Source organism: Dolichospermum circinale AWQC310F (genome assembly GCF_000426925.1).
Classification (GTDB): Bacteria; Cyanobacteriota; Cyanobacteriia; order Cyanobacteriales; family Nostocaceae; genus Dolichospermum; species Dolichospermum circinale.
This window is the reverse complement of record NZ_KE384666.1, coordinates 40,586-58,301: the sequence shown is the minus strand read 5'-3', so window position 1 is coordinate 58,301 and position 17,716 is coordinate 40,586. Positions and strand designations below refer to the sequence as shown.

Genomic DNA, 17,716 nt, shown 5'->3' with positions numbered 1-17,716 from the left:
CAGGATTTAGCAATGCTAAACCCCTAGAAATAATTGACTACAAATTTACTTCCTGTTGTTGATAAAGATAGAAATAATGACCTTTAGCAGCCATAAGTTCTTGATGACTACCTTGTTCTATCATCCTACTGTTATCCATGACGACGATAGTATCAGCATTACTCACAGTATTTAAACGGTGGGTAATGAAGAAAACGGTACTACCTTTAAAAGCGCGAGCTAAGTTCAGACAAATTTGTTTTTCGGTGGGATAATCTAGGGCGCTGGTGGCTTCATCTAGAACTAGTAATTTAGGTCTTTGTAACACAGAACGTGCGATCGCAATTCTTTGTCTTTGTCCACCAGAAAGGGCTGATCCTCTTTCTCCAACTCGCGTATTATAGCCTTGGGGTAAACTCATGATAAACTCATGAGCTACGGCAATTTGAGCAGCTTCAATCACCTCCTCTGTTGTGGCTTCAGGATTAGTTAAGGCAATATTTTCCTGTACTGTACCATCAAATAAAAGGGTATCTTGAGGAACTACACCAATTTGTCGCCGCAGAGAATAAAGTTCAACTTTGGCAATGTCATAACCATCAACTAAAATTCTGCCAGATTCTGTTTCATAAAGTCTTAGCAGTAATTTCATCATTGTACTTTTGCCCGAACCACTTTGTCCGACAATACCGACAAATTGACCTGCGGGAAATTCGACAGTAACATTACTCAATTGTAGTGGTCCTGAGGCAGCAAATCGGAAGGAAACGTTTTCATATTTGACTGCACCAATAATGGGTGGGAGGGGAATGTTATTCTTATCTATTTCTGCTTCTTGGGGACTGTCAACAATATCGCTTAGTCGTTCTAAAGATAACCCAGTTTCTTGGAAGTTTTGCCAGATTTGTGCCAGCCGTAATATGGGAGTGGTAACGTAACTAGAAATAATCCGAAAGGCAATTAATTCTCCTAATGTTAGTTCTTGTTTTAAAACTAAATAAGCTCCCACCCATAAAACTAATAAGCTGCTGAGTTTGCTTAAAAACTGACTTGTGGAGTTAGCTAATGTGGAAGTAATAACGGTTTTAAAACCTGCTGCCACAAATTTAGCATATTTTTTTTGCCAAGAAAAACGCGATCGCAATTCGATATTTTGGGCTTTAACTGTTTGAATACCTGACATCACCTCCACTAAATAAGATTGAGTTTCGGCGTTACGTTCTGCTTTACTTCTTAATTGTCTACTCACTGTTGGCGCAGCAATTAATGTCACTACCACAAATAGAGGGATTATTCCTAAGCCTACCAGGGTTAGCTGCCAACTGTAAAACAGCATGACCACTATATAAACTACGGAAAATAAGGCATCTAACACTACTGTTAAAGCCGTACCCGTGAGGAACTGACGAATATTTTCTAGTTCATTAATTCTGGTGGATAATTCACCTACTGGCCTTTTATCAAAATACCGCAGTGGTAAGCGCAGTAGGTGGTCAATAATTTGTGACCCCAAACTCATATCAATGCGGTTGGTGGTATCTACAAATAAGTAAGTCCGCAATGTAGTTAATACCGCTTCAAATACACCCACGGCTAATAGTAATACTCCTAAAACGTTTAGGGTATTAATACTATTTTGAACGATGACTTTATCAATAATTAGCTGAATAACTAGAGGATTAGCTAGGGCGGCTAATTGGACGAAGAAGGAAGCAATAAATACTTCTATCAACACCCGCCGGTAACGGGATAAGTAAGGAACAAACCATCCTAATCCAAAGCGTTCTTTAGGTGTTTCCTTAGTCGCACTGAGCAATAAAACCCTAACTTGTGGTTGTAAGTTGGTTTCATCTGTTTCTAATTCTTCTAGCAATTTATCAAGGTTGGTGTTGATAATACCTTGAGATGGTACACCCAAAACGGCTTTTTTTCCATTTACGGCATAAAGAACTGCAAAACTATCACGATAGCGAATTAATGCGGGGGTAGGAATGCGGTTAATAGAAACAGCCGGAACATCAACTAGCTGAGATTTGAGTCCAATTAATTCTGATAAATAAGCGCAAAGTTGAAAAGATACACTGCCTTGACGCTTGATTTGGTCATTTAAAATGCGGCGGACTACTTCTTTCCGAAAGGGAATTTCTAAATGCTTGGATAGCATTTGAAAACAAGCCAGACTAGATTCTAGTTCTCCCTGTCCTTTAAAAAATGGATATTTTTGATTTTTTGGTAAATCCTTTGATGTACTTGTCCCAATAAATTCCGATTCTATTGCGTAGGGAACTTCTTCTATAGTGACAGTACCATCTAATAGATTTTCTAATTTCTCTGTTTTTAGAGGTGGACTATCAAGTAATGATAAATCACTCTGACTGATACCCAACAAACGGACAGGAAGTTTATCTTTAACTTCAATTACTTCATCTTCTAAGCGATAACCAGGGGTTAAATTGCTCAGATTACAAATACTACTTACAAACCAAATTCGATCACTTTCTAATTCTTGTAAAGGTGTTTTTCCTGGTCGTAAATAATGAATTTTTGACCCTAATAACACCTGTTGAGTCAGGTCTTTGAGGTTATGATTGGCTAAAGGTTGTTGTGCTATCTGTAAACTCAAGATATCAAATACTTCCGTTAAGTTAGTTATTTGTTGACGAGCCTGAGTAAATGCTAAATTTCGAGATAGGAATTGTAAATAATCTGCTGCATTCCAGGTTAAACATATCACCTCTTCATAGGCGATCGCTGTTTCGCAAGGAATCTGACGTAACCAAGAAATTTCCCCAATTACCGCTCCTGGTTCTACTATTTTTAAAGTAATTGGTGATTGGTTTTCGGGGTATCCTAGTAGCCTGACCCGCCCCTGATAAAGAATTGATACCTTTTGAGGTAATTGTTCTTTACCAACAATTTTCTGCCCCATGCGGTAACGTAAAGGCTGTAAAATTTGTGGTGACGAGAGTTTGCTAATTTCCTCATTTGATAATTGGTCAAACCCTGGAATCGTGGCAATAAATTCTTCAAAGGTACTCTTAGTATAAGTCATGTTTTTTGAGGTTAATTATGTCAATTTATATTGGCAAAAGGAGCGGGCAATTTATGATATTTGAATTTGCCATTTTTGTTCTGTCATTTGTGCTTGTAACCATTGATTAAATCTTTCATTCAGCAACCGTTGCCGCATTGAACGATCCAGTTGGGCTGGCAGTAATTTTTCCAAGCGGACAATTACCAGTACATTATTAATTTGAGTTGGTGGTAATAGCTGCTGTGGTTGGCTTTTTGAGAGGATATTTACCAATGTTGGATGCAGAGATTGTAAGTCTATTGGACCTACTAAGCCATCAGTTTGAGCTTCTGGACCTTGGGCATATTCCCGTGCTAACTCAGCAAAAGACTGTTCACCCTCTTTGATGCGGAAGTAGATTTCTTGGGCAATTCCGATTTCCGAGGTGGTAATCAGGGAATAAATTACCCTATCTAATTGGGCTTTACGTTGGAAGAAGTAAGAGTTTAGATCTCCACCCCAAGTGGCCTCTTTAAACTTTTCTAGTTTTAATTGTCGCATGGCCATGATCTTTAATTGCTGGAAATTTTCTCCTTGTTGATCTATTCCCTGATATTGTTGGGCTAATTGTTCACAGACCTGTTTTTCTTCTTCTGGAGTATGGACAATTTCGGCTGCTGCGATCGCTTGATCAATGATAATTTCCTTGATTAATACGGGAATAAGCTGGTATTCCGATATTAATGATAGAACTTCTCCGGGCTGGAGGATGCGATCGCCCCATTGCAGGACTTGATTCTTATGGCTTGTGATCAGATTTGTCACCGTTTTTAACTGCTTTTGAAAAGATAATAGGACTAGGTTTTGAACAAGTTATCTTTCGGTTAAGATTAGATAATCTACTACTAATTTACTCTGTTTTCAAGTTAGTGTACTGATTTATATCAGTAAGTTGTCCACTGGCAGAGGTTAGATTTAGATAATCAGGCTGTTCATACTTACATATTTTGCATATTATTGTACCAAAATACCATGAATTGATAAATTTGTCATACTAAACTTACTTTTACTCTGTAAATCTTTGCTAACTTTAACTATCGCATCATCCCCTACTAAATTGCTCGTTGTAGATCACAAAAAATCAGGCTGGTAAATCGTAATTACGATTTACCAGCCTGAAATAGATGACCAAATTTAACGAAATCTGCCAGGATTTAGACGAACAGTGTCTTTTTGTTGTCTATCGCGTCCAATTCCTACTCCATTTCTCAATTTTTTGGCAGTACCACCATCTTGAGGATCAAGATATGGTTTCAAATTAATCCCACTTCTAGAAGAACTAAGCTGATTATTACTACCTATAAGTGTTTGTCCTATCTTGTATAAACTATCTCCCTTTCCTCTTTGACGTTCAATGTAGGTATCAACAGCAATAGTTTGTTGTCCACTATCAGCGGTAGTGAGATTTTGAAATACACTATTACGAACTGCATAGGGATCTTTACCACGGGGTACTGTTAAGACAATTCGACAATTCGGTTGGGCTTCAGTGGTGACACAAATAATATTTTCGTTGTTTTCTACAGCTATTCTTAGTTCCTGTAAACCATCGGCACGATATAATTCTAAACGCCCCGCGATCGCTTGACAACGTTTTTGGGTATCCCAACCCCCACCTAAATTTTGAGGTGCAGCCCAAGCAAAATATTGTCCTGGTTGACTTTGGGGCTGATACATGACTATAAACTGTCCATTGTAGGATTCACAACTAAATCTTGTACTACTGTTAACTGTGGTAGAATTTGGTATAGTAGTTGTAGTTGAACCCGATGGAACTGTAGTCGAACCTGATGGAACTGTAGTTGAACCTGATGGAACTGTAGGTACAACAACTTGAGCAACAGTCACAGCATTCCCAAAAAATAAAGAACAGCCAAGACTACTCAAGAATAACAAACGCAGTGATTGTAAAGACATAAATATAAGCCGTAGTGGAAATATGTAAATAGCTGATATCTATATTGACCCAGAATATAAGTTTTTAGTTCATGGAAAAACTTGTTTTTTTGGAGACAGCCAGCCAAAAATTGGCTATATATAGCAGAAACCGCCCCAAGCTACGAAGGATTATCAGTAGCTTACAGCGGTTTCTCGATTAGGTTGTAATTCAATAAAAAAAATATAGAGGTGAACCGGACAGACAATCAATTTAATCCAATCTAAAACACACTTCCTCAATTTCTAATCTTTACGGACACTTTAATAACGTGAGTTTCAACACCTCCAATAACAATTTGGTGAGATTCAGGCGAAAACACTTTCAGAGGAAGCAAAAACCTAGAATTGATTGTCAAGACACTAGAGCAGGAGGCACAAACTCTAATGGAAAAATTTTGATTTCAGGTTTAACTTTTAACCTTTTTGTACCATGGTCTTAATCTAGCATCAGTTTTTCCCTCTAGATTGTATATTTACTAAACTTGAAAGTTATTAATGTATTGTAACAATAATGAAATATTTCTTAAAATTTGCCTAGTTCTGCCTATTCCCTGCTAACGCTATATTAGAGGTTTTATGAGTTATGCACCCATGGAAATTATTATTGGTTGGCTGTACCCCAAATTAATGAGTACCTATGGTGATCGGGGAAATGTGATCACCATAGAACGTCGCGCCCAGTGGCGGGGGTATAATGTGACTGTATTACCCTTGGATCAAAATTCCACCGCAGAAGATATTAAATCCGTAGATATAATTGTCGGTGGTGGCGCCCAAGACCGTCAACAAGAAATTGTGATGCGGGATTTACAGGGTGCAAAAGCTCAGTCCATGCGTCATAAAATAGAAAATGGTACACCGGGAGTTTTTACCTGTGGTTCTCCTCAACTATTGGGAAATTATTATGAACCAGCTTTTGGAAAAAGAATTGAGGGTTTAGGAATATTGGATTTAGTTTCTGTTCATCCTGGTGAAAATACTAAAAGATGTATTGGTAATTTGGTCATAGAAGTTACAGCTTCTCCGTTAGCAGCAGAATTGCAAGCAATGACAGGGATAAAACCTTATTTAGTCGGGTTTGAAAATCACGGTGGCCGGACTAAATTAGGGAAGGTGGCAGCTTTGGGGCGAGTAGTGTATGGTTTGGGTAATAATGGAGAAGATGGAACAGAAGGAGCGTTTTATCAAAATGCGATCGCTACCTACTCCCATGGTCCATTATTACCTAAAAATCCCTTTGTTGCTGATTGGTTAATTCAAACCGCGTTAAGATTAAAATATCAGCAAGAAATCAAACTTTCAACTTTAGATGATACCTTAGCGATGCAGGGACGAGAAGCAATGTTTAAACGGTTAAAAGTTGATTTACCCACTGCTGCGGGAATCAGAATCTAAAATAGGTGTAGTTTAGATTAAATAAGAATCTCAACTTTAATATTAAACTACATGACTTTTATAGAAAATCAACTGAATTTTCTGTAAAACATCTGATAAGTTACTATAAAAAACCGAAATTGTTTAGTTAGTCATCATTTAAAATCTGTGGAACTTCCTTCTTTACCAGAATTTGATCATCATTTAAACCAGCACATGGATCAGGGTTTAAAAGAATTGCTCAATCGTCTTATTATCAGAATGCAACGAGACGAATTGATCAGACAAACGACAAATCAATTGCGAGAATCTTTAAAGGTTGATCGGGTAGTATTGTATTATTTTTATGGACAATGGCAAGGACAGGTAACATTTGAGTCGTTAAGTGCTGATAAATATTCGATTCTCGGTTCTACAGGTCCTAGTGATTGTTTTAATCATGAGTATGCAATGATGTACTTGGAAAAACGAGTCAGAGCGATCGCTGATATAGAATTAGAAGCAATTGAGGATTGTCACCGGGAATTTCTGCGCGGTATGCAGGTACGTGCCAATTTAGTAGTCCCAATTTTAATACCAAGGGGATTATGGGGACTATTAGTAGCTCATCACTGTCAAAGTGCGCGTTCTTGGACTTTAACAGATATTGAATTGATGCAAAAGGGAGCGGGAACTTTAGCAACAGATTCTAATATTTTAGAAAGTTAATCACGCAGAAGATGTTTCTGATGTTGATGTTTCTTAGATACAGCAACTTGTATAAAGGTTGGGTACAATGGTCGAGAAGATAAAAGTAAAAAATAATATAAAATCTTACTCAAATAGTGGGTATGAGTGACCTGTACCAGAACAGGTGGATGGGAATTTGTCCTGGGTGTCGAATAAGAGTCTATTTTTCTAATCTCAAAATCACATCCTAACTCATTGGTAGGAATTTTCACTTTAGTAGTAGAATAACAATGTTAAGTTTTATGTGCCGACATTCAGGATATAAAACAAGACCATACAAAATCCGTAATTTCCGAAGCTTCTTTCATAGCTTTTAACAAGACAACAGTAAAGAGAGGATTTCACAACATGGCATTTACACAACCCCCCTTACCTTTTGCTTCTGACGCTTTAGAGTCTTACGGCATGAAAGCTGAAACCTTTGAGTATCATTATGGTAAACATCATAAAGCTTATGTAGATAATTTGAACAAGCTGGTTGATGGTACAGAGTTAGCTCACAAGTCTTTGGAAGAAGTAATTAAAATCGCTTTTGGTGACTCTGCTAAGGCTGGAATCTTCAACAATGCGGCTCAAGTTTGGAATCACTCTTTTTTCTGGAATTGCTTAAAACCGGCTGGTGGTGGCGCTCCTACAGGTGCTTTAGCTGCTAAAATCGCTCAGGATTTTGGTAGCTTTGACAAATTCAAAGAAGAATTTTCTACCGCTGCTGCTACTCAATTCGGTAGTGGTTGGGCTTGGTTGGTTGATGATCATGGCACTCTCAAAGTCATGAAAACACCAAACGCAGAAAATCCCCTAGCTCATGGTAAAAAAGCACTGTTGACCATTGACGTTTGGGAACACGCATACTACATTGACTTTAAAAATGCTCGTCCTGCATTCATCAAGAATTTCTTAGATAACTTGGTGAACTGGGATTTTGTCGCTGCAAATTTCGCTGCTTAGATTTTAACGGGTGATTGGTAATGGGTAATGGGTAACTGCTAATATCGTTACTTATTACCCTTTATCCCCTACCCAACCCAATGTTATTTAATTTTTTTATTCGTATCAAAATTTCCCAAACTATTTTAGCGGTTTTCGTATGCTCCAAGAAATCTCTCCCCGTTAAAATGAATTAAATGATCTGGTTGGTCTGCTACCCAAACTTCTGTCTCCCAAGCAATTTCAGCTAGATACCGAGTCATTTCTTTGCGAGTAGGAAAAGCAGTCATAAAAACTAACCCCTTGCTACTAAATTTAAACAGTTGTTTTAGTTCATTGTGTCGTTTTAAGTTAACAGGACCATGACTGGTTACAGCTTCTATTAAGATTAGCCAGTCTTGTTTTTGATAATAAACGACAACATCTGGCATTTTACCATGAGGATCTAACTCTACTCCCATTTCTCTAAGATTTTGACTTTCATTAATAATAAATTTATCCCCAGCATCACCTAGATAAAGAACCAAACCTCCTGGTGTAAATCTGGGACAAAAATTTTCTAAAATGTCTTTGATTAAATTATTTTGTCCACCTGCTGATAGATACAGGGGTTTCCGCTCTTATGAGGTACATCTTAAGCCCCCTCCTCGCTTGCGGGGAGGGGGTTGGGGGTGGGGTTCTTGTACCTCATAACATCGGGAAGTGCTGTAAATTGCTTGTCCATTGAGTAAACTAACGGGAATTGTGGGGATATTTCGAGTTCTATCCTGTAATAAATTCTTGACAGAAATAGCATAATTACGACGAGATTCTTCCCACTGGTCAGAGTTGTATGATTGTATCAACAAAAGTGCTTGTTGTTGAAGTTGATAACACCATTTAGGGCTATTAATTGGTCGGTTTGGTTGATCTGGATTTTCCACAACTAAACCCATTTGTACAAACTGGTGCATTGTTTGTCTTCTCACAGTTTCTCGTGTATTTGCTGCGTATTGTTTTCCATAATAATCACGAAACCAATCCATCATTTCAGTAATTCTGCGTTTGGGAGTTGTTGCTTGATTCCAAAAAGTTTCCGGTCGAATATCTGCTAATGCAAGTAAGCACAGTGCGGATCTTTCATTCTGCTGTTCTTTTGGTGCAGACATTTCTTTCAGAATAGTTAGTGCTTCTTGAATACGTTTACTAGCTTGAATTGCGTTTATTGCTTCACTCATAATTGACAGAGTTTTGTGAACAAGTGTATCAAGTTTTTCCTGGTCAAATACAAATTCATCAATTTGGCTTCCCAGTTGCATCAAATCCTCTGGAGAGGGATATCTAATTTTACGCAAATCTGTTGCATTGACTTGTGTATTACCACTAAACAGCCGAAAATAGTTATCAAATAAAGTTGAATTGAGAAATGCTGTTAAACCTCTTGCTAGGTCAGGATTCATTCCCTTTCCCTTAGCATGGTAGTAGCTAAGATGATTTTCTATACCCAGCGCGGGTGAATTTATAGGAGAACAGACAGCAGCAACAATACGACGTTTTTCTTCCTTAGCAGAAAATCGCTTGATTAAAACATACCATCCTGGTTTAATTAACCATTTTTGTGTTTGTTGATTATTTTCAATAGCAATTGATTTTTTCGGTTTTGTGGGAGGAAATAAAATTTTTCCTGGTTTTATAGATTCTGGGTAAATTAAGGGAACGGTTTGATCATCTAAGGAATTTCTTAAAGATGATTTAAGACGAAAATCTACAACTGGACCAGTTGAAATTTCTAAACCAAGTTGATCTAATGTAGATGAAAATTTATCTATTTGCACTTTTACAGCATCTTCCAGAGAGTTGGTAAGAATATGAATAAACATCTCAGGATCATTTGTTTCAATAACTTGGTTATATGGAACAAGTCTGATTTCTGAAAAATTATCTAATTCTTGTTCTGAATTAATACTTATTTCTATACATTTAGGTTTAACTTCTGTTTTAGCAGCATGAAAAATAATATTTTCTTGTAAAACATTATCTTCTGCAAAAGCTAAGGAGCGACTTGCAAATATATGAATATTTTGAAATGCCATTTTTTCTAGAAAAGCTTTGCGAAAAGGCCGGAAATAACTACCATTACAAAAGCTTCTGGGAGTAATTGCAACTATTTCGCCATTTTCAGCAAGTTGTAACATGGACAGCCAAACAAATGCACTATATAAATTTACCGTTTCAATTCCCAGCTTTGATAGTATTTTTTTCTCAGTTGATTTACTACTTATTTTCTTATAAGGTGGATTTAGAATTGCATGGGTAAAATTGTGGTAATTTTTAGTAAAAAGCGGTAAACTGGTTTTACCAATACTCTCGATAAAACTTTGATTTCGCAAAGAATAATCTGCTTTTATTCCCTTGTTCTTTAAAGTATTACAACATTCTATAAGACATTGTTCTAAACAGGGTAAAAAGGTTTCTTCTACTTCATAGGTTGTAATTAAACAACTCTCAATTTGATCAGCATTTATTAATAATCGCTCTACAAAAGCAGCAGTTAAAGACCCAACACCAGCACCAGGATCTAGCAAACTAATATTACCAGATAAATTGTTAAATTGTCCTGCCATAAATCTCGCAATCGGTGCAGGAGTTAGAAACTGACCTAATTCACTTCTTTGTTTTAAGTTCAATCTTGAAGAAAAATGAAATCTATTTATATCTAGAGAATCTGTGAGGAAAGTTGTCATATTATCAATTTATAGAAAGTAAAATGTCCAGAAATTATGAAAAATTTGAATAATTTGTTATAATTCGTTCAGGGCTTCATTACTCATTAAGAAAATTATGGTAAAAATACCCCTCCCAGCTTCGATAATTCCTCCTTTGACAAACGGGGACAAACTCACCCGTTATGAATTTGAACGGCGATATAATGCCGCATCTAAACCGAAAAAAGCTGAATTAATCGAAGGAATAGTTTATATTATGCCTGCTGCTCTGCGTTTTAGAAGTCATGGACAACCTCATGGTCGCATCCTAACATGGCTTGGTAATTATGAAGCCATGACCCCTGGTGTGGCTTTAGGAGTTGAACCCACAGTCCGGCTAGATTTAGATAATGAACCTCAACCTGATGCAGTTTTGATTATTATACCAGAAGCAGGAGGTCAAACTCGCATCAGTGAGGATGATTATATTGAGGGTCCACCGGAATTAGTTGTAGAAATTGCTGCTAGTAGTGTGGCTATTGACCTCCATGGCAAAAAACAGGCTTATCGTCGCAATGGTGTGAGAGAATATATTGTTTGGCAAGTTTTGGACGAAAAATTAAGTTGGTTTTCCTTACAAGAAGGTGAATATTTAGAATTAGCACCTAATGAAGAAGGAGTTTTACAAAGTCGGGTATTTCCAGGTTTATGGTTAGCGGTAAATGAATTATTAACAGGTAATATGCAAGTTGTATTGAATGTTTTACAAACTGGTTTACAGTCTGTTGAACACGCAGATTTTATAAAATGTTTTTCATGAGACTCTATCTAGACGACAGATGATCGCTTTTTTGTATTGGTTTTGATTTAGAGAAGAGGCAATCACTGAAGGATTAAGCTATTGTGCTATAAGTAGTAGTAATTACAAAAATAAATCTTCAATGACAACGTGACACAAAAAATGATAAGGTTATTACCTTTAAAATACCTTATCGTTTATCAGTATGTCAGTCTCTACCACTATCTCTCAACTGGTTGAAGTTCTTATAGCTGAACCTGTGAATGTATCTGTATCTAGTTTAGCTCAGTTGGCTATTGGGATACAAACAGATACCCGGATTTTGCAACCGGGTGAGGTCTTTTTGGCTTTGCGAGGGGAAAAGTTTGACGGACATGATTTTGTACCCACAGCGATCGCTAAAGGGGCTATATTGGCTATAGTTGATTATGCTTATGACAATCCGGGTTTTCCGATTTTGCGGGTTAAAGATACTTTAAAAGCATACCAGCAAATTGCTCAATGGTGGCGAGAAAGTTTTTCTATTCCTGTAATTGGCATCACAGGGTCAGTAGGTAAAACCACCACTAAAGAACTAATTTCCGCAGTTTTGGCTACAAAAGGAAAAGTCCATAAAACCTATGGGAATTTTAATAATGAAATAGGTGTTCCCAAAACTCTTTTAGAGTTGACGAAAGAAGATGATTTTGCAGTCATAGAAATGGCTATGCGGGGCAAGGGACAAATTGCCGAACTCACAGAAATTACTAAACCAACAATTGGGGTAATTACTAATGTGGGAACAGCCCATATTGAATTACTTGGTTCAGAAGCGGCAATTGCTGAAGCTAAATGTGAATTATTAGCGACAATGCCAGATCATAGTACCGCCATTCTTAATTATGATAATCCATTATTAATGGAAATGTCCGCGAAATTTTGGCAGGGGAAAGTTATCAGTTATGGCTTTTCTGGTGGGGATATTCAAGGAAAACTAATTAATAATGAAACCGTAGAAGTTGCTGGAATGCGTCTACCTTTGCCTTTACCTGGTCGTCATAATGCTAGTAATTTTTTAGCAGCTTTAGCCGTAGCTCAGGTATTAGAAATTGATTGGCAATTATTAAAATCTGGTATCATGGTAAATATGCCCACAGGTAGAAGTCAACGCTTCACTTTACCTCATGATATCGTAATTTTAGATGAAACCTATAATGCCGCCCCAGAAGCCATGTTAGCGGCTTTGCAGTTGTTAGCAGACACACCAGGAAAGCGGAAAATTGCGGTTTTAGGGGCAATGAAAGAATTAGGAGAAAGATCCGCAGAACTACATCAAAAAGTCGGAGAAATGGTCAAAAATTTGCATCTTGATGGGTTATTAGTATTAGTTGATGGTCAAGATGCGGAAATTATTGCTAATAGTGCCGATAATATATCTTGTGAATGTTTTAGTACCCATGCTGATTTGGTAACAAGATTAAAAACATTTATGCAAACAGGAGATTGCTTATTATTCAAAGCCGCCCATTCTGTGGGATTAGATCGAGTTGTTAATCAATTACGGGCAGAATTTACCAATTAAAGAGATTTGAATATTGGGTCTAGATATGTTGTCTATCTCATATACTTTAGACAAAATAAACTTAATTAAGTCGGTATTTTCCGTCAATCTAATCCACAATAAAAATGACATTTTCTGTAGAGATGTTGCATGAAACATCTCTAAAATATGTTCCTGGTAAGTATCAAAAACTGACAATTAACCAACATTTTTTAACTGCTAATTACCATGAATAACTAGACAAAAATAGTTCAATTAAGTCTTATCTATTGAGGTTAAGTCCTTGAATTTATCAATTATTTTGGGAAGAATCAGAAATAAGGTTAGTCCATAGCGAGTCTAATCTCATTTGTCTTTTGTCAAGACAATTCATTAAATCAAGGAGTAATTATCATGGCTAATATCCAAATATCTGCATTAGTTCCTGTCGGTTATGATTTATTTAATGATGCTACTAGTTTTCTTGATGAACTAGTTACCGAGGAAGTAAAAACCGTTGTTGGTGGAGGTAATTATAGTTGTTATTCTCATCACAATTATCATTACTCTCACGGTTACTCTCATGGTTCTTACGGCGGTTCTTATCGCGGGTATTGGTAAAAGTAAAAAAATAGCTGTTAACTAATAGCTATTAAAAATAGTCAGAATAGTAATTTATATTTTTAGTTACTATTCTGAGTGTTAATAAAAAAAGCCAAATATCCAGTTTTTGGTATTACTGAAATTTTGACTTTTGTTGAGGTTATTTATCAAGAGAAAACAATTGTAGAGAATTTCTGCGCCAGATAATTAGGAAAAGATTGGTCAATAAACAAGTAACTGCTAGGGACAATAAGATATAAGTTGGTGTCATGACTACACCAATCATAAACCAAGTATAAACGTGCAGCACCATGACACTGGCAAATAAACAGGCTAATCCTGTAGATATCCACACTTGACCCAGGGGACGATTTAGGAACGTGAGGATCATCGTTAATAAGGTTGTTAGGATATTGGCTGGGACAAGAAAGGCACAAATACCTATACAGTTGTTGCGGGAAAACTCAGCTAAGATGTTGAAATCTAACATTGATTTTTGGGGATAATTGTCGGTGCTTATGATTAAGTTTTATTGTAAATAATAGATTAATAAGATTATACTATATCAAAAGTGAGTAATCGCACCATTTATGTTACTTTTTTTAAAGAATTGGCCTTGACAATTAAATTTATTCATAATAGAGACGCGGTATAAAACGTCTCTATTATATTTTACTGATGAAAAGGCGGGATTAACCCATCAAAATCACAGTATCAATAACATGAATCACGCCATTATCTGCAACAATATCGGCGGCTAAAACTGTGGCATTTTTCACCTCAAAACCATGATCACAATTGATTTTAATAGGAGAACCTTCCACAGAAGTTACTGTACCCAATTTTGCCAAATCATCCTTTGTTAACTTGCCAGGAACGACATGATAGGTTAAAATTCGTGCTAACTGGGGAAGGTTTTGTAATAAAGTTGTAATTGTGCCGGGGGGTAATTTAGCAAAAGCATCATCAGTGGGTGCAAACACGGTGAATGGACCGGGACTTTTTAATGTTTCTACTAACCCAGCAGCAGACACAGCCGCCACTAAAGTTTTAAACGCATCATTACTAACTGCAATATCAACAATATCAGCCATTAATTTTACCTCACCTTATATCTAGCAAAGGTTCTAGAAAATAGTAAATCATGTTTAAGTTTAATTAGCTACAATTCTGGTAAAATCTGAACTGATGATTTTTCCATACATAAGATGGTTAAACGCACTTATGCAAGATTGGGAACTGGTGCATTAGGCAGATTTTATGGTGCAAAACTGCAAAAATCCGGTTCATAAATTCACTATTTACTCAAAGAATATAGGACTTTCATTGCTAACTACCTTATAAATTACTGGATATGGTTTTAAATTTATCTGGTGAACCTAGAGAATAATCATCTAATTTAAAATCAGCAAATGGTTTTTTCTCTAATCTATCTCTTAAAGCTTCATCTAATATTACATCTGCGGCTTGTTTTTTCACTCCAATAATAATAATACTGCGTTGATAGTCTGTTGAGTCTTGGTTAGCTTGACAGTCTTTTCTCTGAAATTGTCCCAAATTTAATAAGCGATAACCTTTAACACTGGGTGTATTACTAAATATCTTTTTTACTAATAATTGAATTTGTTGAGAACGTTCTAAAGCGCGACTTTGTTCGGTGGTAATATTACCTTCACAAGAGGCTGTTCCCACGGAAATAATCTCGCTGGGATTTTCCATAATTTTCTGGATTCCTTCTTGTTCTAAATTAGATTTTAAGGAATCAATTGTTATAGTTTGATTATTATATTTAATTTGGTAGGTGCTGCCTAATTGCCATTTATATTCTACTGATAAAACTGCAATATTAAACTCTGCAACTCTGCCTTGACTATCTTTCCCTGCTTCATAGGGAAAATAATCAACTTTGCCTTTTTTAACTGGTGCTTGTCCATAGTCAGCAGGTAAGGCTACAAATTTATTGTCTCTAAATCCTAATGCTACCCACCACAGTAGTAATAAGGAAACTATTAAAGCTGCAAACCAGGACAATAATGGTAATTTTTCCGGTTGTGTTTGTGGGGGAATAACAGCATTATTAGTAGTTGTTTGATTAACTATGGCTGTTTTTTCTGTTCCGCTAATATTTACGGTTGCAGATGTATTTTCTGGGAGTTGGTATTCAATTTCTGATAATCTTTTATAAATTTCTTGAGTATTGCTAGGGCGTTGATTTACTTGGGTAGACATTAACCAATCAATCAAATCTAATAATAATGGAGAAACGTGATTTGCATGATGTCGCCATTTGAAAATATCCAAGTTATGATCATATAATTCTCCGGGTTGATATCCCGTTAATAAAAATACAAATGTCCGTCCTAATGCAAAAAAATCTGATTGGGGTATGGCTTGTCCACGCATTTGTTCTAGAGGGCTATAACCTGATGATGAAATTGCTGTCATTCCCCCACCAGCTAAATAGGTTTTAGTAATTTCTCTAGCTGTACCAAAGTCAATTAATACTAATTGTCCATCAGGACGAATCATGATATTTGATGGTTTAATATCTCTATGGAGATATTGTTGATTATGAACTAAAGCTATTATTTCTAATAATTGTTTTAACCAGGCTATGGCTTGAACTTGAGAAATGGGGCGGTTTTGTTGTTGCTTTAACCACTGTTCTAAATTAGGTCCTTCAATTTTTTCCATAATCAGACAATGCAGTATAAAATTATTTCTGGTTTGATAGGGAAAGTAATCTTCTGCTGCGGGAATACCAGGATGATTTAATTGTTTTAACACATTAAATTCTTGTTGAAATAGTGAAACTACTTTAGGATCATTAGTTAATTCTTGTTTGAGGACTTTGAGAATTTTTGGACTATCTTGTTGATAAGCTTCGTAAATTTTACCAAATCCAGTTTTGTCACTTAATAAACGTAAAACTCGATAACGTCCGATTAATTCTAATTGAGAACCACAACTTTGACAAAAGCGGTTTTCGTCATTATCTGGGTGGTTGGGTTGAGAACAAACTGGATTAATACAAAGACTCATAATGGGGAATAGGGAATAGGTAATGGGTAATTGGTAATGGGTAATGGGTAATTGCGAATTATTTGTAATAATCTCATTTTTGTGCTGCTAAAAAACTGGCAACTATTTGATTAAATTCTGTTGGGTTAGTTAAGAATGGCCAATGATTTCCGGGGACTTGACGAATAAGCAAATTTTTGAGGTTGGTTTTGTAAGGTTGAATTTGCCAATTTTGGCGGTTGACACCTTTTTCTGGTTGTATAAAGAGAGCAGGTGTGTCAACTGGGTGAATAAAACCTGGTACTTCCATGACTGCATCAAAAATGCCATCACGGGCTGCTATAGTGAATTTACTACCCCAAGTACCGTCGGGTTTTTGTGCAATTGCAGCTTGAAAAACTTGCTGTTGCAAAGAACTCCAATTTTGATATTGACTGAGTTGTTTAATTGTTTGTTCGGCTGCTTCGTAACTGGTAAAGGGTCCCATGCTTTTGAGGAAAGGTAAAACACGGTATAAAAGGGGAAATATGATTTTCAGAAAACTGGGCATTTTCCAGATAAAAATCGGGTCTACTAATGTGATACTTTTTAATCTGGTTGGGTTTTCTCTAGCCCAAATGGCGGCTAATTTTCCTGTCCAGGAATGGCTGACAATATGAGCCGCAGACCACCTCATTTTATCCATTAATGCCTCTAAATCGGAAATTGCACTTTTAAAACTGTAATCTTTTTCTGGCTTGCTGCTTTCACCATGACCACGCATATCTGGCGCTATTATATGGTAATCTGATTTTAAATAGTCTCCCAAACTTGACCAAACTAAAGCATGATCAGCCATACCATGTAACAATATTAATGGTTCTTGACCTTGATTCCATTCTAGGTAAGAAAGTTGAATATCAGATGTTGAGAGAGTTTTCCGTATAGGTATCATTTGCTTAATGTTCTCCAAGACAGGTGGTTAGAAATTTTAGCAGAAAAAATCAATTTCCAGGTTTTAATTTTTAATTGATTTACAGGAAATCATGGAGCTAATAAATGTCAACGTCAATGGTAGAAATACAAGATGA

The 17,716-nt window shown here is 36.4% G+C and carries 15 protein-coding genes; 6 read left to right on the top strand and 9 right to left on the bottom strand.

Annotated features, from left to right (window positions below):
* Window positions 1-37 precede the first annotated feature (37 nt).
* The 3 genes from ACIR310F_RS0103500 to ACIR310F_RS0103490 all read right to left on the bottom strand — a co-directional run bounded on the left by ACIR310F_RS0103500 (window position 38) and on the right by ACIR310F_RS0103490 (window position 4,969).
* Complete coding sequence (locus ACIR310F_RS0103500; RefSeq protein ID WP_028082625.1) at window positions 38-3,031, bottom strand: peptidase domain-containing ABC transporter; 2,994 nt, start codon at window positions 3,029-3,031, stop codon at window positions 38-40.
* A gap of 51 nt (window positions 3,032-3,082) precedes the next feature.
* On the bottom strand, window positions 3,083-3,808 hold the full coding sequence (locus ACIR310F_RS0103495; RefSeq protein WP_081677551.1) for a peptidylprolyl isomerase: 726 nt from the start codon (window positions 3,806-3,808) through the stop codon (window positions 3,083-3,085).
* A 378-nt stretch (window positions 3,809-4,186) separates the two neighbouring features.
* Window positions 4,187-4,969 carry a COP23 domain-containing protein gene (locus ACIR310F_RS0103490; RefSeq protein WP_028082623.1) on the bottom strand — a complete coding sequence of 261 codons (783 nt, stop codon included), beginning with the start codon at window positions 4,967-4,969 and terminating at the stop codon, window positions 4,187-4,189.
* Between the two features lie 597 nt (window positions 4,970-5,566).
* Here ACIR310F_RS0103490 and ACIR310F_RS0103485 point away from each other — a divergent pair.
* The 3 genes from ACIR310F_RS0103485 (at window position 5,567) to sodB (ending at window position 8,041) form a co-directional block, all read left to right on the top strand.
* On the top strand, window positions 5,567-6,385 hold the full coding sequence (locus tag ACIR310F_RS0103485; protein WP_028082622.1) for a type 1 glutamine amidotransferase: 819 nt from the start codon (window positions 5,567-5,569) through the stop codon (window positions 6,383-6,385).
* Window positions 6,386-6,580: 195 nt separating this feature from the next.
* Window positions 6,581-7,072 (top strand): GAF domain-containing protein, encoded by a 492-nt coding sequence (locus ACIR310F_RS0103480; RefSeq protein WP_155963056.1) that lies wholly within the window; start codon window positions 6,581-6,583, stop codon window positions 7,070-7,072.
* 369 nt (window positions 7,073-7,441) lie between these two features.
* Window positions 7,442-8,041: a superoxide dismutase [Fe] gene (sodB, locus tag ACIR310F_RS0103475; RefSeq protein WP_028082620.1), complete on the top strand. Its 600-nt coding sequence runs from the start codon at window positions 7,442-7,444 to the stop codon at window positions 8,039-8,041.
* 125 nt (window positions 8,042-8,166) lie between these two features.
* Here the strand turns inward: sodB and ACIR310F_RS24045 are convergent, their stop codons facing one another.
* Both ACIR310F_RS24045 and ACIR310F_RS21440 read right to left on the bottom strand, forming a co-directional pair.
* Window positions 8,167-8,628 (bottom strand): BsuBI/PstI family type II restriction endonuclease, encoded by a 462-nt coding sequence (locus ACIR310F_RS24045; RefSeq protein ID WP_081677548.1) that lies wholly within the window; start codon window positions 8,626-8,628, stop codon window positions 8,167-8,169.
* A gap of 12 nt (window positions 8,629-8,640) precedes the next feature.
* A complete protein-coding gene (locus ACIR310F_RS21440) occupies window positions 8,641-10,743 on the bottom strand; it encodes an Eco57I restriction-modification methylase domain-containing protein (protein WP_081677547.1) in 2,103 nt (700 codons plus the stop codon).
* Window positions 10,744-10,840: 97 nt separating this feature from the next.
* On the opposite strand from ACIR310F_RS21440, the gene ACIR310F_RS0103465 reads away from it, so the two are divergent.
* The 3 genes from ACIR310F_RS0103465 to ACIR310F_RS21435 all read left to right on the top strand — a co-directional run bounded on the left by ACIR310F_RS0103465 (window position 10,841) and on the right by ACIR310F_RS21435 (window position 13,643).
* A complete protein-coding gene (locus ACIR310F_RS0103465; RefSeq protein WP_035367570.1) occupies window positions 10,841-11,524 on the top strand; it encodes a Uma2 family endonuclease in 684 nt (227 codons plus the stop codon).
* Window positions 11,525-11,708: 184 nt separating this feature from the next.
* Window positions 11,709-13,064 (top strand): UDP-N-acetylmuramoyl-tripeptide--D-alanyl-D-alanine ligase, encoded by a 1,356-nt coding sequence (locus ACIR310F_RS0103460; RefSeq protein ID WP_028082618.1) that lies wholly within the window; start codon window positions 11,709-11,711, stop codon window positions 13,062-13,064.
* A gap of 372 nt (window positions 13,065-13,436) precedes the next feature.
* Window positions 13,437-13,643, top strand: a complete 207-nt coding sequence (locus tag ACIR310F_RS21435; protein WP_035367569.1) for a hypothetical protein — start codon at window positions 13,437-13,439, stop codon at window positions 13,641-13,643.
* A 142-nt stretch (window positions 13,644-13,785) separates the two neighbouring features.
* Here ACIR310F_RS21435 and ACIR310F_RS0103450 read toward each other — a convergent pair whose 3' ends face one another.
* The 4 genes from ACIR310F_RS0103450 to ACIR310F_RS0103430 form a co-directional block, all read right to left on the bottom strand.
* Window positions 13,786-14,115 carry a hypothetical protein gene (locus tag ACIR310F_RS0103450; RefSeq protein ID WP_028082617.1) on the bottom strand — a complete coding sequence of 110 codons (330 nt, stop codon included), beginning with the start codon at window positions 14,113-14,115 and terminating at the stop codon, window positions 13,786-13,788.
* A gap of 202 nt (window positions 14,116-14,317) precedes the next feature.
* On the bottom strand, window positions 14,318-14,719 hold the full coding sequence (locus ACIR310F_RS0103445) for a fasciclin domain-containing protein (protein ID WP_028082616.1): 402 nt from the start codon (window positions 14,717-14,719) through the stop codon (window positions 14,318-14,320).
* Between the two features lie 244 nt (window positions 14,720-14,963).
* Window positions 14,964-16,667 carry a serine/threonine-protein kinase gene (locus tag ACIR310F_RS0103440; RefSeq protein WP_028082615.1) on the bottom strand — a complete coding sequence of 568 codons (1,704 nt, stop codon included), beginning with the start codon at window positions 16,665-16,667 and terminating at the stop codon, window positions 14,964-14,966.
* A 73-nt stretch (window positions 16,668-16,740) separates the two neighbouring features.
* Window positions 16,741-17,580 carry an alpha/beta fold hydrolase gene (locus ACIR310F_RS0103430; protein WP_028082614.1) on the bottom strand — a complete coding sequence of 280 codons (840 nt, stop codon included), beginning with the start codon at window positions 17,578-17,580 and terminating at the stop codon, window positions 16,741-16,743.
* Window positions 17,581-17,716: the final 136 nt, after the last annotated feature.